Annotated in this window: 14 protein-coding genes and 11 pseudogenes; 7 read left to right on the forward strand and 18 right to left on the reverse strand. The window is 51.9% G+C overall.

Annotated elements, in window-relative coordinates; translation table 11 throughout:
- Positions 1 to 23: 23 nt before the first annotated feature.
- From ACWWJF_RS08720 to prfC, 4 genes and pseudogenes are all read right to left on the reverse strand, one after another.
- Positions 24 to 140 (reverse strand): annotated as a pseudogene (locus ACWWJF_RS08720) (CsbD family protein); the annotation flags it as partial.
- Positions 141 to 583: 443 nt separating this feature from the next.
- Entirely contained in the window at positions 584 to 745 is a 162-nt protein-coding gene (locus ACWWJF_RS08725; RefSeq protein ID WP_455869227.1) for a DUF1328 domain-containing protein, read from the reverse strand.
- Between the two features lie 170 nt (positions 746 to 915).
- On the reverse strand, positions 916 to 1,530 hold the full coding sequence (osmY, locus tag ACWWJF_RS08730; protein ID WP_455869228.1) for a molecular chaperone OsmY: 615 nt from the start codon (positions 1,528 to 1,530) through the stop codon (positions 916 to 918).
- A 401-nt stretch (positions 1,531 to 1,931) separates the two neighbouring features.
- Positions 1,932 to 3,521: a peptide chain release factor 3 gene (prfC, locus tag ACWWJF_RS08735; RefSeq protein ID WP_455869229.1), complete on the reverse strand. Its 1,590-nt coding sequence runs from the start codon at positions 3,519 to 3,521 to the stop codon at positions 1,932 to 1,934.
- Positions 3,522 to 3,669: 148 nt separating this feature from the next.
- Between prfC and ACWWJF_RS08740 the strand changes: the two genes are divergently transcribed.
- Positions 3,670 to 3,888 carry a DinI-like family protein gene (locus ACWWJF_RS08740; protein WP_455869230.1) on the forward strand — a complete coding sequence of 73 codons (219 nt, stop codon included), beginning with the start codon at positions 3,670 to 3,672 and terminating at the stop codon, positions 3,886 to 3,888.
- Positions 3,889 to 3,891: 3 nt separating this feature from the next.
- On the opposite strand, the gene ACWWJF_RS08745 is transcribed toward ACWWJF_RS08740, so the two are convergent.
- The 3 genes and pseudogenes from ACWWJF_RS08745 to ACWWJF_RS08755 form a co-directional block, all read right to left on the reverse strand.
- Positions 3,892 to 5,060 (reverse strand): IS3 family transposase gene (locus ACWWJF_RS08745; protein ID WP_455869231.1). Its coding sequence is split into 2 segments (ribosomal slippage): positions 3,892 to 4,805 and positions 4,805 to 5,060, totalling 1,170 coding nucleotides; the frame shifts between segments, so codons are not numbered across the junction.
- A 72-nt stretch (positions 5,061 to 5,132) separates the two neighbouring features.
- A pseudogene (locus tag ACWWJF_RS08750) lies at positions 5,133 to 5,249 on the reverse strand (IS110 family transposase); the annotation flags it as partial.
- A 69-nt stretch (positions 5,250 to 5,318) separates the two neighbouring features.
- Positions 5,319 to 5,522: pseudogene (locus ACWWJF_RS08755) on the reverse strand (transposase); the annotation flags it as partial.
- A 254-nt stretch (positions 5,523 to 5,776) separates the two neighbouring features.
- Here ACWWJF_RS08755 and yihA point away from each other — a divergent pair.
- Positions 5,777 to 6,427 (forward strand): ribosome biogenesis GTP-binding protein YihA/YsxC, encoded by a 651-nt coding sequence (gene yihA, locus ACWWJF_RS08760; RefSeq protein WP_455869232.1) that lies wholly within the window; start codon positions 5,777 to 5,779, stop codon positions 6,425 to 6,427.
- A 98-nt stretch (positions 6,428 to 6,525) separates the two neighbouring features.
- On the opposite strand, the gene ACWWJF_RS08765 is transcribed toward yihA, so the two are convergent.
- Both ACWWJF_RS08765 and polA read right to left on the reverse strand, forming a co-directional pair.
- The gene (locus ACWWJF_RS08765) at positions 6,526 to 6,600 is read right to left on the reverse strand and encodes a hypothetical protein (RefSeq protein WP_455871003.1); all 75 of its coding nucleotides are present in this window, start codon (positions 6,598 to 6,600) and stop codon (positions 6,526 to 6,528) included.
- A 171-nt stretch (positions 6,601 to 6,771) separates the two neighbouring features.
- Positions 6,772 to 9,564, reverse strand: a complete 2,793-nt coding sequence (polA, locus tag ACWWJF_RS08770; protein ID WP_455869233.1) for a DNA polymerase I — start codon at positions 9,562 to 9,564, stop codon at positions 6,772 to 6,774.
- Positions 9,565 to 10,031: 467 nt separating this feature from the next.
- Here polA and ACWWJF_RS08775 point away from each other — a divergent pair.
- Positions 10,032 to 11,009: pseudogene (locus tag ACWWJF_RS08775) on the forward strand (IS4 family transposase); the annotation flags it as partial.
- Positions 11,010 to 11,130: 121 nt separating this feature from the next.
- Positions 11,131 to 12,171, forward strand: a complete 1,041-nt coding sequence (locus ACWWJF_RS08780) for an IS481 family transposase (RefSeq protein ID WP_455869234.1) — start codon at positions 11,131 to 11,133, stop codon at positions 12,169 to 12,171.
- A gap of 72 nt (positions 12,172 to 12,243) precedes the next feature.
- On the opposite strand, the gene ACWWJF_RS08785 is transcribed toward ACWWJF_RS08780, so the two are convergent.
- A protein-coding gene (locus ACWWJF_RS08785; RefSeq protein ID WP_455868400.1) for an IS3 family transposase occupies positions 12,244 to 13,412 on the reverse strand; the annotation gives its coding sequence in 2 pieces (ribosomal slippage) (positions 12,244 to 13,157 and positions 13,157 to 13,412; 1,170 coding nt in all).
- A gap of 152 nt (positions 13,413 to 13,564) precedes the next feature.
- On the opposite strand from ACWWJF_RS08785, the pseudogene ACWWJF_RS08790 reads away from it, so the two are divergent.
- Together ACWWJF_RS08790 and ACWWJF_RS08795 are read left to right on the forward strand one after the other, a co-directional pair.
- Positions 13,565 to 14,574 (forward strand): annotated as a pseudogene (locus tag ACWWJF_RS08790) (IS3 family transposase); the annotation flags it as partial.
- A gap of 74 nt (positions 14,575 to 14,648) precedes the next feature.
- A protein-coding gene (locus ACWWJF_RS08795) for an IS3 family transposase (RefSeq protein WP_455869235.1) occupies positions 14,649 to 15,817 on the forward strand; the annotation gives its coding sequence in 2 pieces (ribosomal slippage) (positions 14,649 to 14,904 and positions 14,904 to 15,817; 1,170 coding nt in all).
- Between the two features lie 72 nt (positions 15,818 to 15,889).
- Here the strand turns inward: ACWWJF_RS08795 and ACWWJF_RS08800 are convergent.
- From ACWWJF_RS08800 to ACWWJF_RS08825, 6 genes and pseudogenes are all read right to left on the reverse strand, one after another.
- Positions 15,890 to 16,931, reverse strand: a pseudogene (locus ACWWJF_RS08800) (IS481 family transposase).
- Positions 16,932 to 17,059: 128 nt separating this feature from the next.
- Positions 17,060 to 17,683 (reverse strand): thiol:disulfide interchange protein DsbA, encoded by a 624-nt coding sequence (gene dsbA, locus ACWWJF_RS08805; RefSeq protein ID WP_455869236.1) that lies wholly within the window; start codon positions 17,681 to 17,683, stop codon positions 17,060 to 17,062.
- Positions 17,684 to 17,706: 23 nt separating this feature from the next.
- A pseudogene (locus tag ACWWJF_RS08810) lies at positions 17,707 to 17,943 on the reverse strand (stress response kinase A); the annotation flags it as partial.
- Between the two features lie 187 nt (positions 17,944 to 18,130).
- The gene (locus ACWWJF_RS08815) at positions 18,131 to 19,462 is read right to left on the reverse strand and encodes an IS4 family transposase (RefSeq protein ID WP_455869237.1); all 1,332 of its coding nucleotides are present in this window, start codon (positions 19,460 to 19,462) and stop codon (positions 18,131 to 18,133) included.
- 125 nt (positions 19,463 to 19,587) lie between these two features.
- A pseudogene (locus tag ACWWJF_RS08820) lies at positions 19,588 to 20,346 on the reverse strand (serine/threonine protein kinase); the annotation flags it as partial.
- Between the two features lie 69 nt (positions 20,347 to 20,415).
- Positions 20,416 to 20,535, reverse strand: a pseudogene (locus tag ACWWJF_RS08825) (DUF1040 family protein); the annotation flags it as partial.
- A 52-nt stretch (positions 20,536 to 20,587) separates the two neighbouring features.
- Between ACWWJF_RS08825 and ACWWJF_RS08830 the strand changes: the two are divergent.
- Positions 20,588 to 21,276: pseudogene (locus tag ACWWJF_RS08830) on the forward strand (IS1 family transposase).
- A gap of 10 nt (positions 21,277 to 21,286) precedes the next feature.
- Here ACWWJF_RS08830 and ACWWJF_RS08835 read toward each other — a convergent pair.
- Positions 21,287 to 21,454 (reverse strand): annotated as a pseudogene (locus ACWWJF_RS08835) (DUF1040 family protein); the annotation flags it as partial.
- Between the two features lie 278 nt (positions 21,455 to 21,732).
- Complete coding sequence (locus tag ACWWJF_RS08840; protein WP_455869238.1) at positions 21,733 to 22,752, reverse strand: IS110 family RNA-guided transposase; 1,020 nt, start codon at positions 22,750 to 22,752, stop codon at positions 21,733 to 21,735.
- Between the last annotated feature and the right edge of the window lie 29 nt (positions 22,753 to 22,781).

Raw genomic sequence — 22,781 nt, forward strand, 5'->3', positions numbered from 1 at the left:
ACACAGAATCATGTACAGGGTCCAAGATAATCATTGTTACTTTCCAGCCAGGCACAATCGCTGTCAAACCACTCGGCCCACAGCGCCCAGAAGTTCCCTCTCAACTGCTTCCATCGACCTACCACGATATCGCTATTCATCACGAACCTCCCGAACAAACCGCACCGTAATCACACCAACGTTCAGCAAACATCGCAAACAGTATGCGGGGTAACGATGACAATCTTATTATGGTTCAGATTGATTTTCGTTAACACCCCGTGCGCAGACTAAAATTTCAGATAAACGGCGATTGTGAGTGCGTCTATACCCTAAATAATTCGAGTTACAGGAAAGCGGCGAGTGAAGGACAAATTTGTCTGGAACAAATTTGAACAGCGCCTGCGCTGGCCCCTATGGTGAACCTCAGGGATGAGGTTCATTCATCCCGATGAGCTTACTCAGGTAAGTGATTCGGGTGACAAATCTGCCGGAAGCAGATTTGAACGCCGCTGGCGGCGGCCTCGTAAGAGATGAGGCCCAAGGATGGGCCGAATAACAAACGCAGCCAACGCACCAGTAACTTGAAGTATGACGGGTATAGCTAAGGTCGCTTACGTCCCGCGAACAGATTGACCAGAAACAGAATGATCCCGACAATGAAGACAATTTTGGCCGCACCCGCTGCGGTCCCTGCCAGTCCACCGAATCCCAGCGCCGCTGCAATCAGCGCAATCACCAGAAAAATAATGCCCCAACGAAACATACGCTCTCCTTACCTTAATGAGGGTGAGTGGCGCTCGTCCTGAGGTTAATTACGCATACCGCTGCGTTTCCACCTGTGTTTGATTCTTACGACACCAAGTGCTAATTGGCTTGAGGATGGCGGAGGTTACCCTCCACCGAATACGTGAGCATTAAAGGGCAACAGGCCCGTTAATGGGTGACGGTCAGATCATTTTTAACACTTTTCACACCAGATACCGCCTTGGCGATACTCTCTGCACGCGCTGACTGAGCAGTGTTTTTCACGTTACCGCTCAGTTGCACCACCCCTTCCTGGGTTTCCACTTTCACGTGGCGCGACGGCACAATTTTATCAGCCAACAGTTTGGCCTTGATGCTGATGGTGATGACCGCATCATCGGTATAAGAACCCACTGACTGGGTGGCGTTATCCTTGATTTGCAGTTTATCACTCACCGACTGTACGCCTTCGGTCTTGGTCGCCACCGCGACGGCTTGTGCCGCCACCGCCTGACTAGGAACAAAACCGGTCAGGGTAACCACGCCTTTGGTGGTGGAGACAGAGATGTCCCCGCTCTCGATGGCTTTGTCATCCATCAGAGCGCTCTTCACCTTGGCGGTGATGGTGCTGTCATCCATATACCCAGAGGCTTTCTGGAGAGAACTGTCAATTTTTGCGCCCGTCGTTGTCGCCGCCTGGTGCACTTTCTGTCCCAGCGTCTCTTCTGCCAGTGCGTTCCCCGCCGTCAGCAGAGTACCCAGTACAACAGCCATCATCGTTTTTGTGTTAAGGATGTTTTTCATCGATTATTTCCTTTTGCTAGGGTCCACGCGGACATCAATCACGCTGGTGTTGGCACTCAATGCAACGCAGCAAAAAACAGGCGTTTAACGTTACCAAATATCATGTAGTCGATATAACGCACTACATGATTTATCACCAGTAATGAAACTCACTAATTGTTAACGCGATATTAACTATAGTGCATGGAACGACGATTCCTAGCGGAATAGGGAGGAAAAGTCCCTTTCCGGCGGCATTTCGGATTTGTCCGTGGGAAAAAAGGGCGAGAGGAAATTAAATAAAATCAGATTAACTAGTTGATAAATAAATACAAAAAAACCGGCGTTTAAAAAGCCGGACGCTATACCCGAATCCTTTTAAACGCCGGTTTTTTAACCGACTAAGCCGCAGTAGCCGAAAATTAGTGCTCTCGGGTTTTGAAGAAGGTGACGTCTGGGTAGCGTTCCTGCGTCAAATTCAGATTCACCATGGTCGGTGCCACATAAGCCAGGTTGTCGCCACCATCGAGCGCCAGATGCAATTCATTCTTGCGCTTGAACTCTTCAAATTTCTTCGCATCGGCACACTCAACCCAACGTGCGGTGGAGACGTTGACCGATTCATAGATGGCTTCCACGTTGTACTCTGACTTCAAGCGCGCCACCACCACGTCAAACTGCAACACCCCCACAGCCCCGACAATCAAATCGTTGTTGGCCAGTGGGCGGAACACCTGTACTGCCCCCTCTTCCGAGAGTTGCACCAACCCTTTGAGCAGTTGTTTCTGCTTTAACGGATCGCGCAGACGGATACGGCGGAACAGTTCCGGCGCAAAGTTCGGGATACCGGTGAATTTCATCTCTTCACCTTGGGTAAAGGTATCACCAATCTGGATGGTGCCGTGGTTATGCAACCCAATGATATCGCCGGGGAATGCCTCTTCCACATGAGAACGGTCACCCGCCATAAAGGTCAGCGCATCGGAAATGACCACATCCTTGCCGGTACGCACCTGACGCAGCTTCATGCTCTTTTCATACTTGCCGGACACCACGCGCATAAAGGCGACGCGGTCGCGGTGTTTCGGGTCCATGTTCGCCTGAATCTTGAACACGAAACCAGTGAATTTCTCTTCCTGCGCGGTGACGGTGCGGGTATCCGTATTGCGCGGCATCGGCGCAGGTGCCCACGCGACCAGTCCATCCAGCATATGATCGACACCGAAGTTGCCCAGCGCGGTGCCGAAGAACACCGGCGTCAACGCACCAGACAGGAAAGCCTCCAGCTCAAACTCATGAGAAGCGCCCTGCACCAGTTCCAGCTCTTCACGCAGCTGTGCGGCCAGATCTTCACCGACGGCTTTATCCAGATCCGGGTTATTCAACCCTTTGACGATACGCATTTCCTGGATCGTGTGGCCCTTACCGCTCTGATAAAGATAGGTTTCATCCTTGTACAGATGGTAAACGCCCTTGAACAGCTTGCCGCAGCCAATCGGCCAGGTGATCGGCGCACAGTCGATTTTCAGCTCACTCTCGACCTCATCCAACACCTCCATCGGATCGCGGATATCGCGGTCAAGCTTGTTCATGAACGTCAGGATTGGCGTATCACGCAGACGCGTTACTTCCATCAGCTTGCGGGTACGATCTTCGACGCCTTTTGCCGCATCGATCACCATCAGGCAGCAGTCCACTGCCGTCAACGTGCGGTAGGTATCTTCAGAGAAGTCTTCGTGCCCCGGGGTATCCAGCAGATTGACCAGCGCCTCCCGATACGGGAACTGCATCACGGAAGTGGTGATGGAGATACCACGCTGCTTTTCCATCTCCATCCAGTCTGACTTAGCGTGCTGGCTCGAACCGCGCCCCTTCACCGTTCCGGCGGTCTGAATGGCCTGTCCGAACAGCAGAACCTTCTCGGTAATGGTGGTTTTACCGGCATCGGGGTGAGAAATGATTGCAAATGTTCTTCTACGCTCTACTTCTGCGGCATAAGAGAGATTTGTCATTACGTTACCTTAAATATGTACAACCATATGTACAAAAGAAAAATTCATGCCACGGATTGTACATCTTGACACCAAACCTTCATAGCAATCATTGAGTACTGGCTAAATAAACAGTATAAATATTGCATCAAAGATGAGGAGGATCGCCATGAAAGTCGAAGTCACAATCAGCAAAGAGAAGAAGTTACCTAACGGTGCCGCTGAAGCACTGAAACAGGAATTTGGCCGCCGACTAGAAGCCAGGTTCCCCGACTGTCAGTTAACGGTACGTAGAGCGAGTAGCGATGGGTTGACGGTATTTGGTGGGGATCGGGATGAGGTGAGTGAACTGTTTCAGGAAACGTGGGAATCGGCAGACGATTTGTAGTGGTCAACTAATATTGGTCACCGCATTAGACTGTATGTAGAACAGTCGCTCAGATTCGTTTGGAGTTAAGCCGCCGTTATACCAGTGAGGCCGGATAGCGCTGTAATACCCCGTGATGTAGCGGATAATCGCGTCCTGGGCTTCGCTGAAGCTGTTGTAACCCTTTGTCGGCACCCATTCTGTCTTCAGGCTGCGGAAGAACCGCTCCATTGGCGCATTATCCCAGCAGTTACCCCGCCGACTCATACTCTGCTTTATCCGGCAGCGCCACAGGGCTTGCCGGTATTGACGGCTGGTATAGTGGCTGCCCTGGTCGCTGTGGAACATGACTCCTGTTGGTTGTCCCCGGAGTTCCCAGGCCATCTGCAACGCTTTAACTGTCAGCGCCGAGTCCGGCGACGTCGACATGGCCCAGCCCACCGGTTTGCGGGCGAACAGATCTAGCACCACCGCAAGGTAAGCCCAGCATTTGCCCGTCCAGATGTAGGTCACATCGCCGCACCAGACCTGATCCGGCGCGGTAACCGCGAACTGGCGGTTGAGATAGTTCGGTATTTCAACGTGTTCATTGCCGCCGCGTTTGTATTTGTGAGCCGGTCGCTGGCAGCTGGCGATACCCAGCTCCTTCATCAGCTTGCCAGCCAGCCAGCGCCCCATTTTGACACCGGAGCTGCCGGTGACGATGGTCGCGATACTTCGAGCGCCGGCAGAGCCGCCGCTGGCGTTCCAGGCTTCCATGACGCGGCTACACTTAACCACGCGCTCACCGTCGGGTTCATTAGCGGAAGCCTGCCAGTGCCTGTAGCTGCTGCGATGTACCTCAAAAGTTTGGCACAACGCCGTGACCGGGTATCGCGCCCTCAGCCTGTCGACTACCGTGAACCGTTGAGTGAGTCCGACATTAAGAGCGCCGTAGCCTTTTTTAGGATTTCGTTCTCCATTTCAAGGCATTGGACTTTTTTCTTCATCTCACGCAGCTCGAGCTGTTCAGGGGTAAGAGGAAGTCCCGTTGGCGTTTTTCCCTGTCGTTCAAGGCGAAGCTTATTGACCCAGCGACTAATGGCAGAATGGCTGACATTAACCGCCTCTGCGGCCTTAACGTATGTGTAGCCGTGGTCGACAACCAGCTTTGCGGCTTCGAGCTTAAATTCCGCCGTAAAATGTTTACCCATGAGGTCACCTGTCGTGTTGATGAGGTGAGCATATCACCTCCGCTCAGGTGGCCAGTATCAGTGTGCCACTACAATGAGTTTGGTGCGGGTAAACTTTTTCCGCAGTAATGCCTTGCCTGATTTATCCTGACAATGAATGTGAAAAGAATGTTTGCCGAGATCGATACCAATAAGCGTGACGTTTTGCATGATGGCCTTCTCCATAAAGAAACACCCTGTCAGCGTACCGCTCACAGGGTGGGGGGGTGACCATCTCATTAGGCCAAACACGCGTTTCATCATCAGGACTGTGGTGATGGCCATATCTGAGTAGTGGAGCGGTCGTCCACGCCGTTCAGTAGTCGTTTTTTCCGTCCATGCAGCAATGGCTGATTCATCTAGCCATACGGTTAGAGAACCGCGCTGCTTGAGGGCATTGTTATAGGAGGGCCAGTTAGTGATTTTAAAATTTTGTTTTGCCATGGAGACCTGATGTTGAAACAACTATGGTGATCTGATCCGATGATTAACCAAACTTTCTATTTATTCAACAAAGCCGTAAACAGAAGACAATTGCGGCGGAATCTAGCAGAAAGGCCAGCAATAAAAAAGGGTTGGTGCGGCTAACTGGGCGAATTCGCCTTGTGCGCTACACGCTGCGACCGATAACCCCGCGTTTCGGGTCAGTTATAGGTATAATAGACCCAAAACCCCATATCCAGACAGAGATAACCATTGTGACCGAACAACAGAACTCAAACGTGACGCATAACTACAATGTGACGCATTTTGTCACCAGCGCGCCCGATATTCGTCACCTGCCTGCCGATAGCGGTATTGAAGTGGCGTTTGCCGGACGCTCGAACGCGGGAAAATCTAGCGCGCTTAACACGCTGACCAACCAAAAAAGCCTGGCGCGCACCAGTAAAACACCGGGACGAACCCAGCTTATCAACCTGTTTGAAGTCACAGACGGCGTGCGTTTGGTTGACCTTCCCGGCTATGGCTATGCCGAAGTTCCGGAAGAGATGAAGCGGAAATGGCAGAAAGCACTGGGGGAATATCTGCAAAAACGTGCCTGTCTGCAAGGACTGGTGGTGTTGATGGATATCCGTCATCCGCTGAAAGATCTCGATCAGCAAATGATTGAATGGGCCGTGGATGTGGATCTGCCAGTGCTCATTCTGCTCACCAAATCCGATAAACTGGCTTCCGGTGCGCGCAAAGCGCAACTGAATACTGTGCGTGAAGCCGTGCTCGCGTTTGGCGGAGATATTCAGGTTGAAGCCTTCTCCTCCTTGAAAAAAGAAGGGGTGGATAAACTGCGTCAGAAACTCGATCTGTGGTTCAACACCCGTCCTTCAGTGCAAGACGACGGCGATAATTAAGATTAACTGCCGCGATCGTTAGCGATCTTGCGGCGTTTTTCTGACTCGCGCCCAATAAAAAACGCCCCAGTCACCGAAATGAACGGGGCGGCTAATATTCAGCCAAATCTGATTACGTGAAGTAAAAGGTCTGAAATATAGAACGTCTTACCTCTGTACCCTACGTCGTTAATTCTACCCTATTTTTTCGCCAGAACAAAGGTTTTTTTGTTGTTTAGTTTCATAAAAAATGGCTATGGGTCACACAAAGTCGAGCAAGTCACCCAATCCTGTAGTTTAATTACAGAAATGAATAACGTAATGCGCATTAAACGTTCAGTTGCAACATCCTGTTTTTCTGTACATTAATGCGCCTCATCCCAGTTTTTACCTTCGCCCACATCCACACGTAACGGAACGTTTAGCGACATACAACCTTCCATCAGGGTAGCGATCTTTTGTTTTGCCGCATCCAGCACCGACTCATGTACTTCAAACACCAATTCATCGTGTACCTGCATGATCATGTTCACCTGCGGCTGTTCTTGCTGTAGCCAACTATCGATCGCAATCATCGCTTTCTTGATGATATCGGCGGCAGTGCCCTGCATCGGGGCGTTAATGGCGGCACGTTCCGCCGCCTTGCGGCTCATCGCATTGCGTGAGTGGATATCCGGCAAATAGAGACGGCGCCCATCCAGCGTCTGCACGTACCCTTTCTCGGCAGCTTCCTGACGGGTTCTTTCCATGTAGTCCTGCACGCCAGGATAGCGCTCGAAATAGAGGTTCATATAGCGCTGCGACTCGGCGCGGGGGATACCCAACTGACGTGACAGACCGAAAGCACTCATGCCATAAATCAAACCAAAGTTGATGGCTTTGGCGCTGCGGCGCTGCTCTCCGGTGACGCTCTCCAGCGGCAAGCCAAAGACTTCTGCAGCGGTGGCGCGGTGAATGTCCAGCCCTTCGGCAAACGCGTTGAGCAGCCCAGCGTCATCGGAAAGGTGCGCCATAATGCGCAGCTCGATCTGAGAGTAGTCTGCCGCCACGATGCGATAGCCTTCAGGGGCAATAAACGCCTGACGAATGCGTCGTCCTTCATCGTTGCGTACCGGGATGTTTTGTAGATTGGGATCGCTGGAGGAAATACGCCCCGTCGCCGTGACCGCCTGATGGTATGACGTGTGCACCCGCTGGGTCAGCGGATTGATCATCAGCGGCAGCTTGTCGGTGTAAGTCGATTTCAGTTTCGCCAGCCCACGATATTCCAGAATGCGTTTAGGCAGCGGATAGTCATGCGCCAGCTCTTCCAACACTTCTTCATTGGTGGAAGGGGCACCTTTCGGCGTTTTCTTTAGCACCGGCAGCTTTAGCTTATCGTATAAGATCCCCTGCAACTGCTTAGTGGAGGCAAGGTTAAACGCTTCACCGGCCAGTTCATGCACTTCGGTTTCAAGCTCGGCCAGACGTGTAGTCAGTTCCTGAGAATGCTGCGCCAAAATGCCCGCATCAATAAGCACCCCCTGACGCTCAATGCGTGACAGCACCGGCACCAACGGCATATCGATATCACGGAACACCTTCACCAGTACCCCTTGCTGTTGCAGCTTTTCCCACAGGGTTTGATGCAAATGCAAAGTGACATCCGCATCTTCTGCGGCATAGGTGCTGGCCTGTTCAACAGGAATCTGATTAAAGGTAAGCTGGTTCTTGCCTTTACCCGCAATCTCTTCAAACGAAATGGTTTTATGTTGCAGATAGCGTTCGGCCAGGCTGTCCATATCATGACGGCCTGCCACGCTGTTTAACACGTAAGACTCCACCATGGTGTCATACGCAATACCACGTAGCTCAATGTCATAACGCTTCATCACGCCCTGATCGAACTTCAGGTTCTGCCCAATTTTGCGCAACGCACTGTCTTCCAGCAGGGGTTTAAGCAATTCCAGTGCACGAGTTCTGTCGATTTGCTCCGGCGCATCCAGATAATCATGCGCCAGCGGCAAATACGCCGCTTCACCCGGCGTCACCGCGAACGACATACCAATCAGATTGGCGCTCAGCGTATCCAAGCCGTCCGTTTCTGTATCAAACGCAAACTCTCCTGCCTTTTGTAGACGGGCAACCCACGACAGCAAGGTCTCTTCATCCTGAATAGTGATATAGCCTTCACGGCTCAAGGCAACGGTTGCTTCCGCTAGCGACTGTGGCTGCGCTTGTGCCGCAGGCGTTGGCTGCGGAACCGCAGATTGCCCCTTGCGACCTTGCATCCAGGTGCCGCTTTCCACATCGGCCATCCAGCGTTTGAAATCATAGCGCTTAAACAGCCCGTGCAGCGCATCCACATAGGGTTCATTCACCGTCAGCTCAGTGCAGGTCAGCTCCAATTCGACGTCAGTTTTGATGGTCGCCAGTTGATAAGAGAGGTATGCCGCTTCTTTATGCTGTTCCAGCTTTTGCGCCATGGTCTTTGCGCCGCGAAAGGACAGCGTGGCGATTTTATCCAGATTACCGTACAGGGTATCTAATCCCCCCAATCCCTGGAGTAACGCCTGAGCCGTTTTTTCACCGACGCCCGGCACACCCGGAATGTTATCCGATGCATCCCCCATCAGGGCCAGAAAATCGATAATCAGCTCCGGCGGAATACCGTATTTGTCGCAGACTTCCTGCGGCCCAAGCACCGTATTGTTCATGGTGTTGATAAGCGTGATCGTCGGTGACACCAGTTGCGCCATATCTTTATCACCGGTGCTGATCAGTACCGGCGTACCTGCACTTTCCGCCTGACGCGCCAGCGTACCGATCACGTCATCCGCTTCCACACCGCTTACAGCCAACAAAGGCAACCCCATGGCACGCACCATCGCGTGCAGCGGCTCAATCTGCGCACGCAGATCGTCTGGCATCGGTGGGCGATGCGCCTTGTAGTTTTCGAACAGTTCGTCGCGGAACGTTTTTCCTTTGGCATCAAACACCACAGCGACATGGCTGGGAGAGAACTGAAGCAACAGGCTGCGCAGCATATTCAGCACGCCATACATGGCACCTGTCGGCTCACCTGCGTTATTCGTCAAAGGAGGGAATGCGTGGTAGGCACGGTATAAATACGACGAGCCATCGACCAAAATTAACGGGTTTTGCGGAATCTGCACCATGTTCTGTCATGACCTATGTCGTCCATCATGGCACTAAGCATGCCATAGCTCACAGCAAGAGACGAACGTTAACGCACAGAAAACCGCAAATCTGCCACATGCAAAGCAAATGCCTTGTGGATAACTTTGTGCATAGAAAGAGAAAATCAGAATGATGCTGGTGTTATATCAAAAAGTGATTCACATATTATGGATTTTTTTCAGCAAGATAAAAAAAGTCCTCGGGAAATACCCGTAATACAAAAAACATTTTTTTTGTGGATAGATATTAGTTAAACGCTAATTAAACGTCACAGAGGCAAAACTGTCGTAGCGGATAAACGATATATCCAGGGTATAACTCACCTCGTTATACACAAGTCCGCAACGCCTTATATGCCAAGGGTTAGCGGGCTGAAATAGGCAGCCGGTGGGGTTGTAAATGAAGTGAAACCGACGTGTACTATCGCCATTTACGGCGCTGAAAAATGACACGGGATTCAGATGGCTGGGCACACCAAGAACTGGAAGGGGTAAATCTTGGTGACACGAGGCTCAATAAGCGTGCCAAAGGGCTTTTGATACGGCTGGCTGAGAATCCGCAAGCCAGCATTCCGCATGCGTGCCTCGGATGGTCTGAGACGCTGGGTGCTTACCGCTTAATGGAGAACCAAGCATTCGAATGGCGAGACATTCTGCAACCTCACTGGCAGCGTACGCAGGAAAGGATCCGAGAACACGAGGTTGTGCTGTGTATCCAAGACACTACCGAGCTTGACTTCAACGGGCAGCAAATCCAAGGCTTGGGTCCCTTGAACTACGAAGCCAGGCGTGGTCTGTACCTGCATCCGACCTACGCGGTCAGTCCGGATCGCGTGGGGTTGGGCGTACTGGATGCGTGGATGTGGGCAAGAGAGCCGAAGGATGCAGACGGAAAACGCGATGGGCTCAAGGAGAGTACGCGCTGGCTCGAGGGATACGAGCGAGTTGCTGAACTCGCCTCGGAGTTGCCAAACACACGTCTGGTGTACTTAGCCGATCGCGAAGCGGATATCAAGGCGTTGATGCAGCTCGCTGATGACCTTGGCACTCCGGCTGACTGGTTGATCCGCTCGACTCATAATCGCAGTCTGGACTGTAATGAGAAGCTTTGGCAGAAGGTTGGAAAGACCGTGCCGGTGGGAGAAATCCAATTCGTTATGGCGGCTCGCGCGGGGCAGAAGGCGCGTACGGTGAAACAGGCGCTGCGCGTGAAGCGAGTGTCGCTGCGTTGCGGGTTGGCAGTGACTTGTGTGATAGCCAAGGAAATTGAGCCGCCAGCAGGCGTGAAGCCGGTCGAGTGGCGGTTGCTGAGCAATCGCGTACCTGAAGGACGAGAAGATATCGTGGAGCTGATCGACTGGTATCGGGCTAGATGGGAAATCGAGATGTTCTTCAATGTGCTGAAGAACGGCTGCTGTGTCGAAGTGTAGTGGTCAACTAATATGTATTAGTCGCGACTTGATCTGACACTGGACCTTGAAAGGTTGAGAGTTACCGGTTTTGATATGGGTGTCGAATCCTTATACAAAACACGAGGTAACTCTCATGCTTCATACTAACAATCCCATCATCAAACACAAAGCCGGCCTGCTCAATCTCGCCGAAGAACTCGGTAACGTATCAAAAGCCTGTAAAATCATGGGGGTGTCACGCGACACGTTTTATCGCTATCAGGAACTGGCGGCAGAAGGCGGCATTGACGCTCTGGTTAACCAAAACCGCCGGGTTCCCAACCTGAAAAACCGTGCTGATGAAGCCACTGAACGTGCGGTTGTTGATTACGCCATTGAGTTCCCGGCTCATGGCCAGCACCGGACCAGTAATGAGCTGCGTAAAAAAGGCGTCTTCATTTCTGGCAGCGGTGTGCGCTCCATTTGGCAACGACACGATCTGGAAAACTTTCGTAAGCGCCTGAAGGCACTTGAGGAAAAAGTTGCCAGAGAAGGCATCGTACTTACTGATGCTCAAATCGCTGCACTGGAGAAGAAGGCGCACGACGACGAAGCCTGTGGTGAAATAGAGACTGCTCACCCGGGTTATCTGGGGTCGCAGGACACCTTCTACGTGGGTAATCTGAAAGGTGTTGGCCGTATCTACCAGCAGACGTTCGTGGATATGTACTCGAAAGTGGCGCACTGCAAGCTTTACACGAGTAAAGCACCGATCTCTGCCGCCGACCTGCTCAATGATCGCGTGCTGCCGTTCTACGAAGCTCAGGGGCTGCCAATGCTAAGAATACTGACGGACAGGGGGACGGAGTACTGCGGTAAAGTGGAACAACATGACTATCAGCTGTACTTGGCTATCAACGATATAGACCATACGAAAACGAAAGCGATGTCTCCGCAGACAAACGGTATCTGCGAGCGCTTCCATAAAACTATTTTGCAGGATTTTTATCAGGTTGCGTTCCGTAAGACGTTATACGAGGACCTAGAAAGTCTACAAAAGGATCTGGACAACTGGTTGTGGCATTACAATAATGAGCGAACTCATCAGGGTAAAATGTGCTGCGGGCGTACGCCAATGGCCACGTTACTTGATGGTAAACGAGTCTGGGCAGAAAAAAATCTGAACCAGATTTAATCTGACAGACACCTGTATAAATAACCGGTAACTGTCAGATCAGGTCTGAGCTAATACATCTGATTGTAGTGGTCAACTAATATTGGCCACCGCATTAGACTGTATGTAGAACAGTCGCTCAGATTCGTTTGGAGTTAAGCCGCCGTTATACCAGTGAGGCCGGATAGCGCTGTAATACCCCGTGATGTAGCGGATAATCGCGTCCTGGGCTTCGCTGAAGCTGTTGTAACCCTTTGTCGGCACCCATTCTGTCTTCAGGCTGCGGAAGAACCGCTCCATTGGCGCATTATCCCAGCAGTTACCCCGCCGACTCATACTCTGCTTTATCCGGCAGCGCCACAGGGCTTGCCGGTATTGACGGCTGGTATAGTGGCTGCCCTGGTCGCTGTGGAACATGACTCCTGTTGGTTGTCCCCGGAGTTCCCAGGCCATCTGCAACGCTTTAACTGTCAGCGCCGAGTCCGGCGACGTCGACATGGCCCAGCCCACCGGTTTGCGGGCGAACAGGTCTAGCACCACCGCAAGGTAAGCCCAGCATTTGCCCGTCCAGATGTAGGTCACATCGCCGCACCAGACCTGATCCGGCGCGGTAACCGCGAACTGGCGGTTGAGATAGTTCGGTATTTCAACGTGTTCATTGCCGCCGCGTTTGTATTTGTGAGCCGGTCGCTGGCAGCTGGCGATACCCAGCTCCTTCATCAGCTTGCCAGCCAGCCAGCGCCCCATTTTGACACCGGAGCTGCCGGTGACGATGGTCGCGATACTTCGAGCGCCGGCAGAGCCGCCGCTGGCGTTCCAGGCTTCCATGACGCGACTACACTTAACCACGCGCTCACCGTCGGGTTCATTAGCGGAAGCCTGCCAGTGCCTGTAGCTGCTGCGATGTACCTCAAAAGTTTGGCACAACGCCGTGACCGGGTATCGCGCCCTCAGCCTGTCGACTACCGTGAACCGTTGAGTGAGTCCGACATTAAGAGCGCCGTAGCCTTTTTTAGGATTTCGTTCTCCATTTCAAGGCATTGGACTTTTTTCTTCATCTCACGCAGCTCGAGCTGTTCAGGGGTAAGAGGAAGTCCCGTTGGCGTTTTTCCCTGTCGTTCAAGGCGAAGCTTATTGACCCAGCGACTAATGGCAGAATGGCTGACATTAACCGCCTCTGCGGCCTTAACGTATGTGTAGCCGTGGTCGACAACCAGCTTTGCGGCTTCGAGCTTAAATTCCGCCGTAAAATGTTTACCCATGAGGTCACCTGTCGTGTTGATGAGGTGAGCATATCACCTCCGCTCAGGTGGCCAGTATCAGTGATGTAGCCCCCTGTAACACCAGACAGTAGCTGTATCTCCAGATAAGAGATAGGCTTAGATATATGTCTAACAATCATGCTAATTTTGAAATGACCGGGATCCTGTTAGGGCAAGAAGTCCGTAAGCGTAAAACTCCGCAAGAGAAAATCGCCATCATTCAGCAGACAATGGAGCCGGGGATGAACGTCTCCCATGTAGCCCGCCTGCATGGCATCCAGCCCAGCCTTTTGTTTAAGTGGAAGAAGCAATACCAGGAAGGAAGCCTCACCGCCGTTGCGGCCGGAGAAGAAGTGGTTCCAGCTTCGGCGCTGGCGACTGCCCTCAAGCAGGTCCGGGAGCTACAGCGCCTTCTGGGTAAGAAGACGATGGAAGTTGAGATCCTCAAAGAAGCAGTGGAGTACCGCCAGTCGCGAAAATGGATAGCGCACGCGCCCTTGTTGCCAAAGGACGGGGAATAGCTCTGGTCAGCCGCGCCATGAGCGTGTCGCGTGCGCAGCTGTCACTGCGGGTTAACCGTTCTGCCGACTGGCTGGACAGGCGCAGCAACCGGCGTAATGACGAAGCTGATGCTGAGATATTATCGGACATCCTCCGTATCATCAGCGACATGCCCAGTTACGGTTACCGCCGAGTGTGGGGTATCCTGCGTAAGCAACGTCGTGCAGAGGGACTTCCACCGGTGAACGCCAAACGGCTTTACAGGATAATGAGCGAGCATAACCTGCTGTTGTTGCATGATAAAACTGAACGTCCGAAGCGGGAGCATAAAGGCAAAATCGCGGTAGCAGAGAGCGATATGCGCTGGTGCTCAGATGGCTTCGAGTTCGGTTGTGACAACGGCGAGAAGCTGCGGGTGACGTTCGCACTGGACTGCTGCGACCGGGAGGCCATAGACTGGGCAGCGAGCACCAGGGGTTATGACAGTTCAACCGTGCAGGATGTGATGCTGAGGTCGGTGGAAAAACGCTTCGGTAGCGCGCTGCCGGATAAACCAGTGCAATGGCTGACGGATAATGGTTCAGCGTACACAGCGCATGAAACGCGGAAGTTCGCCAGAGAACTGAATCTGGAGCCCTGCACAACAGCAGTGAGCAGTCCACTGTAGTGGCACACTGATACTGGCCACCTGAGCGGAGGTGATATGCTCACCTCATCAACACGACAGGTGACCTCATGGGTAAACATTTTACGGCGGAATTTAAGCTCGAAGCCGCAAAGCTGGTTGTCGACCACGGCTACACATACGTTAAGGCCGCAGAGGCGGTTAATGTCAGCCATTCTGCCATTAGTCGCTGGGTCAATAAGCTTCGCCTTGAACGACAGGGAAAAACGCCAACGGGACTTCCTCTTACCCCTGAACAGCTCGAGCTGCGTGAGATGAAGAAAAAAGTCCAATGCCTTGAAATGGAGAACGAAATCCTAAAAAAGGCTACGGCGCTCTTAATGTCGGACTCACTCAACGGTTCACGGTAGTCAACAGGCTGAGGGCGCGATACCCGGTCACGGCGTTGTGCCAAACTTTTGAGGTACATCGCAGCAGCTACAGGCACTGGCAGGCTTCCGCTAATGAACCCGACGGTGAGCGCGTGGTTAAGTGTAGCCGCGTCATGGAAGCCTGGAACGCCAGCGGCGGCTCTGCCGGCGCTCGAAGTATCGCGACCATCGTCACCGGCAGCTCCGGTGTCAAAATGGGGCGCTGGCTGGCTGGCAAGCTGATGAAGGAGCTGGGTATCGCCAGCTGCCAGCGACCGGCTCACAAATACAAACGCGGCGGCAATGAACACGTTGAAATACCGAACTATCTCAACCGCCAGTTCGCGGTTACCGCGCCGGATCAGGTCTGGTGCGGCGATGTGACCTACATCTGGACGGGCAAATGCTGGGCTTACCTTGCGGTGGTGCTAGACCTGTTCGCCCGCAAACCGGTGGGCTGGGCCATGTCGACGTCGCCGGACTCGGCGCTGACAGTTAAAGCGTTGCAGATGGCTTGGGAACTCCGGGGACAACCAACAGGAGTCATGTTCCACAGCGACCAGGGCAGCCACTATACCAGCCGTCAATACCGGCAAGCCCTGTGGCGCTGCCGGATAAAGCAGAGTATGAGTCGGCGGGGTAACTGCTGGGATAATGCGCCAATGGAGCGGTTCTTCCGCAGCCTGAAGACAGAATGGGTGCCGACAAAGGGTTACAACAGCTTCAGCGAAGCCCAGGACGCGATTATCCGCTACATCACGGGGTATTACAGCGCTATCCGGCCTCACTGGTATAACGGCGGCTTAACTCCAAACGAATCTGAGCGACTGTTCTACATACAGTCTAATGCGGTGGCCAATATTAGTTGACCACTACAATCAGATGTATTAGCTCAGACCTGATCTGACAGTTACCGGTTATTTATACAGGTGTCTGTCAGATTAAATCTGGTTCAGATTTTTTTCTGCCCAGACTCGTTTACCATCAAGTAACGTGGCCATTGGCGTACGCCCGCAGCACATTTTACCCTGATGAGTTCGCTCATTATTGTAATGCCACAACCAGTTTTCCAGATCCTTTTGTAGACTTTCTAGGTCCTCGTATAACGTCTTACGGAACGCAACCTGATAAAAATCCTGCAAAATAGTTTTATGGAAGCGCTCGCAGATACCGTTTGTCTGCGGAGACATCGCTTTCGTTTTCGTATAGTCTATATCGTTGATAGCCAAGTACAGCTGATAGTCATGTTGTTCCACTTTACCGCAGTACTCCGTCCCCCCTGTCCGTCAGTATTCTTAGCATTGGCAGCCCCTGAGCTTCGTAGAACGGCAGCACGCGATCATTGAGCAGGTCGGCGGCAGAGATCGGTGCTTTACTCGTGTAAAGCTTGCAGTGCGCCACTTTCGAGTACGTATCCACGAACGTCTGCTGGTAGATACGGCCAACACCTTTCAGATTACCCACGTAGAAGGTGTCCTGCGACCCCAGATAACCCGGGTGAGCAGTCTCTATTTCACCACAGACTTCGTCGTCGTGCGCCTTCTTCTCCAGTGCAGCGATTTGAGCATCAGTAAGTACGATGCCTTCTCTGGCAACTTTTTCCTCAAGTGCCTTCAGGCGCTTACGAAAGTTTTCCAGATCGTGTCGTTGCCAGATGGAGCGCACACCGCTGCCAGAAATGAAGACGCCTTTTTTACGCAGCTCATTACTGGTCCGGTGCTGGCCATGAGCCGGGAACTCAATGGCGTAATCAACAACCGCACGTTCAGTGGCTTCATCAGCACGGTTTTTCAGGTTGGGAACCCGGCGGTTTTGGTTAACCAGAGCGTCAATGCCGCCTTCTGCCGCCAGTTCCTGATAGCGATAAAACGTGTCGCGTGACACACCCATGATTTTACAGGCTTTTGATACGTTACCGAGTTCTTCGGCGAGATTGAGCAGGCCGGCTTTGTGTTTGATGATGGGATTGTTAGTATGAAGCATGAGAGTTACCTCGTGTTTTGTATAAGCATTCGACACCCATATCAAAACCGGTAACTCTCAACCTTTCAAGGTCCAGTGTCAGATCAAGTCGCGACTAATACATATCAGACGCAGTTATAAGACCAGTGCTATTTTTTCTCGATAAGGAATTTCACAACATCAGCATATTGCTTCACGTATGCATTCATTGAGTTGGTATCTAAACCGTCGCTTTTCACCATATATTTGCCATTAACAAACATGGCCGGCACACCGCGCAATTGCAAATCCGCAGCCGCTTTTTCTTGCTGGGCAACCAGCGACTTAACCACGAAGCTATTCAATGCAGCGTCATAATCTTCAGCTTTAACACCCGCCGCCACAAACACCTTACGAATATCATCCGTGGTTTTCAGCGTTTGACTTTTTTGCACCGCATCAAACATTAACGGGGTGACTTTATCTTCAACACCCAAAGCGATGGCAACTGCCCAGGCCTGCGTTAGTTCTTTCCCCAAAGGCCCGAGGAAATCGACGTGATAGCGCGTAATTTTGGTATCCGCTGGAAGCACCTTACTGACAGCTTCAGAAATATGGTAAACCTCAGCAAACTGATAGCAATGCGGGCAGTAGAAGGAGAAAAACTCCAGCACCTGCGGTAATTGAGGTACCGGCTTATTAACTTCAACGTACTGTTTTCCATCAGAAAAATCTGCCGCTGATGCACCGAAGGCCAACATGATGCCAAATAATGCCGCAAATACACTCTTCATATAACACATCTCTCCGTTAAACATCAGTACATGGACAATAGCTGTAAAGGAGGCTCCTGTAACAGCTTAACCTGTTCAGTAAATATTGCTGTTTGCCTGAACCAGAAATCATCATCTTTTATCCAGGGAAAGCTCGGGGGAAATGCCGGATCTTCCCAACGGCGAATAATCCACGCTAAATAATGCACCATTCGCATCGCACGAAGCGGCTCAATTAACGCCAGCTCTTTCTCCTGAAACGTCATAAACTCACTATAGGCCATATCGTTATACACATCTTTTGGCCATTTTTTGAACAGGATGCTCAGAACCCCGTGAATTAAGGCATTCAAGCCATCCCATTGGCTTTTTGAGGTTCAAAATGCCACTCTGAGATAAACCCGTAACTCATTGATTAAACAGTGCGTTAGAAAGATGTGTATAACGATATGACTATAGGCCACCTCGTTATACACATCTCTGTTCGTGCCTGAGCGCGCGTAGCGTTTCGGCGGCCGTCATGACTTTCTGCAAGCCTTTCCAGATAGTTTTTGCGCCTGGTTCACCGTCGCCTTTTCGAGCAAGAAAGCCTCCCAGTTGCGCAACTAAGCGCAATACTTCGTTTAGCTTAGGGCGGCCCTTGGGCATACGCTTGTTCATCAGTAGGTAAGCGCCATGAGTCTCGTCGGAATCAAAGAACAACATTGCGTCCAGCTCTGGACAGGTTCGTCCCATACGCATTAAATAGGCGATGCGCCATGCCACGATCATGAACAGCGCCAATGCCCGCTCAATGCGATCCACGGTCGATAACTGTAACGCTTCGACACAGCAGCCGTTCTTCAGCACATTGAAGAACATCTCGATTTCCCATCTAGCCCGATACCAGTCGATCAGCTCCACGATATCTTCTCGTCCTTCAGGTACGCGATTGCTCAGCAACCGCCACTCGACCGGCTTCACGCCTGCTGGCGGCTCAATTTCCTTGGCTATCACACAGGTCACTGCCAACCCGCAACGCAGCGACACTCGCTTCACGCGCAGCGCCTGTTTCACCGTACGCGCCTTCTGCCCCGCGCGAGCCGCCATAACGAATTGGATTTCTCCCACCGGCACGGTCTTTCCAACCTTCTGCCAAAGCTTCTCATTACAGTCCAGACTGCGATTATGAGTCGAGCGGATCAACCAGTCAGCCGGAGTGCCAAGGTCATCAGCGAGCTGCATCAACGCCTTGATATCCGCTTCGCGATCGGCTAAGTACACCAGACGTGTGTTTGGCAACTCCGAGGCGAGTTCAGCAACTCGCTCGTATCCCTCGAGCCAGCGCGTACTCTCCTTGATCCCATCGCGTTTTCCGTCTGCATCCTTCGGCTCTCTTGCCCACATCCACGCATCCAGTACGCCCAACCCCACGCGATCCGGACTGACCGCATAGGTCGGATGCAGGTACAGACCACGCCTGGCTTCGTAGTTCAAGGGACCCAAGCCTTGGATTTGCTGCCCGTTGAAGTCAAGCTCGGTAGTGTCTTGGATACACAGCACAACCTCGTGTTCTCGGATCCTTTCCTGCGTACGCTGCCAGTGAGGTTGCAGAATGTCTCGCCATTCGAATGCTTGGTTCTCCATGAAGCGGTAAGCACCCAGCGTCTCAGACCATCCGAGGCACGCATGCGGAATGCTGGCTTGCGGATTCTCAGTCAGCCGTATCAAAAGCCCTTTGGCACGCTTATTGAGCCTCGTGTCACCAAGATTTACCCCTTCCAGTTCTTGGTGTGCCCAGCCATCTGAATCCCGTGTCATTTTTCAGCGCCGTAAATGGCGATAGTACACGTCGGTTTCACTTCATTTACAACCCCACCGGCTGCCTATTTCAGCCCGCTAACCCTTGGCATATAAGGCGTTGCGGACTTGTGTATAACGAGGTGACTATAGGCTTCCAGCAGAATATCGAGCTGAATTCTCTGCTCCTGACGCTCGCCATGAAGCAACATCCACAAATCCTGCACTGCGGGTCCGTTACGGGCATCATCTAAATCGACAAATAGTGGTCCGTCGCGCCAGAGAATATTTCCAGGATGGCAATCGCCGTGCAACCGAAGAAAGGAAGCATCCAATGTCCAATAGCGTTTTACCATTTCGATAAATTGCTGGGTGGACTGCAAAAAGGAATCTCGGCACGCGGCAGGAATACGTTGTGTTTGCGTCAATAACTGATAAGTTCTGTCGAGATATTCCTCAACCCCAATGGTAGGACGAGCAAGAAAAAGCGCTTTTTGCCCCGTTTGATGCCAACGACCCAGAAAACGGCCAACGCCTTCCAATTGATCGTCATTATCCATTTCATATTGCCGCCCCCCTACGCTTGGGAAAACGGCAAAATAAAAGCCATCATAACAATGCAAGGTTTGACCATTGAGTTTAAAGGGGGCAACGACGGGCACCTCATCGTCAACCAATGCGAGGGCAAAATCGTGCTCTTCCTGAATCTGCGCCTGCGTCCACCGTTCAGGACGATAGAATTTAACGACAAAACGGTGCCGGTCTTCATCCATAAATTGATAAACCCGGTTTTCATAGCTGTTGAGCGCCGTCAAACCAGAATCAACCCGGATACCTACCGCGAAAAGCGCATCGATAATCAGCGAGGGAAACAGCGTCTGAAAATTAAACACTGAACTTTGCATAGCCGTCATCATTACTCGCAATAGAGATCAAAATAAGCCGCGGAAAAGCAGCGCCTGTTGATAAAGGCATCAGTCCTTGATAACACCCCGAGCTCGCAGCAATGCTGTTTTGAAATCTTCCTCATAATCTTTTTTCAAGCCTGGAATGACCTGCTCTTTATCCGTGTCACGCATTTTCAAATGGGTAATGCCTTCAAATAGTTGGCTTTTGTGATATTCTGCCGCTATTTGAGGTTTCCACGTGGTTACTGTTTTTGTTCATTGCCCTCGCTGCCATTCAGATAAAGTTTATCGACATGGCCTTAGTCCAACTAAGCGCGAACGCTTCCGGTGTCAGTGCTGTCGCCGTGTATTCCAGCTTACCTACCGCTATGAAGCGCGAAAGCCGGGAGTCAAAGAGCAGATCGTTGATATGGCCTTCAACGGTGCCGGTGTTCGCGATACCGCCAGAACGTTGAAAATCGGCATCAATACGGTCATCCGGGCTTTAAAAAGCTCTCGCCCCGCAGGATAACGTCTTCTCCCGTTGCTCACGCCGACGTCGCCCTTATCTGTGAACTTGATGAGCAATGGAGCTTCGTTGGCAGTCAGGCGCTACAGCACTGGTAGGCTTACAATACCAAAACGGGCGGTGTTCTGGCCTACACTTTTGGCCCCCGAACCGATGAGACCTGCCGTGAATTGCTGGCTCTGTTGACACCGTTCAACATCGGCATGATTACCAGTGACAACTGGGGCAGCTATGCAAGAGAGGTTCCGAAGCAGAAACATCTGACTGGCAAGATCTTCACGCAACGCATAGAGCGCAATAACCTGAAGCTCCGTACCCGCATTAAACGACTGGCGCGTAAAACGATTTGCTTCTCGCGCTCCGTCGAGATCCACGAAAAAGTCATCGGAGCCTTCATCGAAAAACACATGTTCTACTAATTGGAGTCATTACCTTCAAATGGTAGATCAGGATATCATCTGTCAGCTCACTTAGCTGCCCCTGGAACCCCGCCTCCTGTGCAAGTTTTTGTAAAAATTGGACCAGATTCAGGTCCGGATCTTTTTGCCAGGCAGGATACAGTAACTCAACCAACTCGTTAACGCGATGACATTTCATGATTAATTATATGAACGCATCCCGTTTGCAAGGCATCCATTATTTTGACATTGACGGGTAGGTTGCAGCTTTATATCCGGCTTTTTTGCAGCCATAAAGCTGCGAGCCCCTATGTAATCCGCTGACTCACGCCTCATTTCCTTAGCGAGCTTTAAGCTCAAAAAATCATTCAGGTTTAGCGAGTCCCGGTCTTACCTGTCTTTGTCATCACGCTGGCCACCAGAGCAACCTTTTTGCATTCACCCTTTTTAAGAGTAAATAGTTATCGGTATCAGCGATTAATAGGGCCTGATACTGACATGATTTTTATCGTACTTACGCTCATGGGCGGCTAGCGCCCACACAGTTCGCGCCAGCTTATTTGCCATCGCCACGATAGCCACACCGGTCGGACGCCGTTTTTTAAGTTCCGTTATCCATGGCCCAGGCTCTTTAGCAACTAACGAAGCGGCTCTTGCCCCATGGATAAACAGCGTTCGCAGATAGGTGTCACCACGTTTGCTTATCCCCAGCAGCCGAACTTTCCCCCCGGAACCCGTCTGCTTCGGCACCAGACCGACATAAGCAGCGAACTGTCTGCCGGATTTAAACGCTGAGGCTTCCCCCATGGTGGCAACTGCCGCTGTGGCGATTAACGGCCCCACGCCGGGAATTTCCATCAGCCGTTTACAGGTTTCGTTCTGCCGGGCCACGCTGTTAAGCTGTTTTTCAAGGCCATCTATCAGCATGTCCAGCTCATTCAGTCTGTTGTACTGGTCTTCCAGCACGGTGATGAGATACGGCGGCAGCTTCGTTTTCAGCCGCTCCAGTGCAGCCGGTAGCTCCCTGTCCATCGCTGCCCGACCTTTATGGATGGTTTCGCCAAACTCCAGTAATGTTCCGTGCAGCGCGTTAATCTGTGCAGTTCTGAACTTCACCAGTTGTCTGCGTGAACGGTGCAGAACCAGTACCGATTGCTGTTCTTCCGTTTTTACGGCTATCGCCTTGCCTGGCTGCTGTACCGCCATCCAGATAGCGCGGGCATCCATGACATCATTCTTGTTGCCCATGACGAACGCCTTGACGAACCGTCCCTGCATCAGCCGGACTTTATGCCCCAGCTTTTCCAGTTCCCGGGCCCAGTGCTGAGAGCCTCCACAGGCCTCCATGCCAATCAGGCAAGGCTCCCGGTTACTGAAGAACGTCAGAAAATCCTTGCTGCGCAGCTGCTTGTCCACCACTTCACCTGTGTGCTCATTGACGAAGTGAACCTGAATCAGATGCTTTGCGATATCAACGCCAACCGGTGTATATTTCATGCTGTGGAGTCTCCAGTCTGAGGGAGCTT

The organism is Symbiopectobacterium sp. Eva_TO (assembly GCF_053848865.1).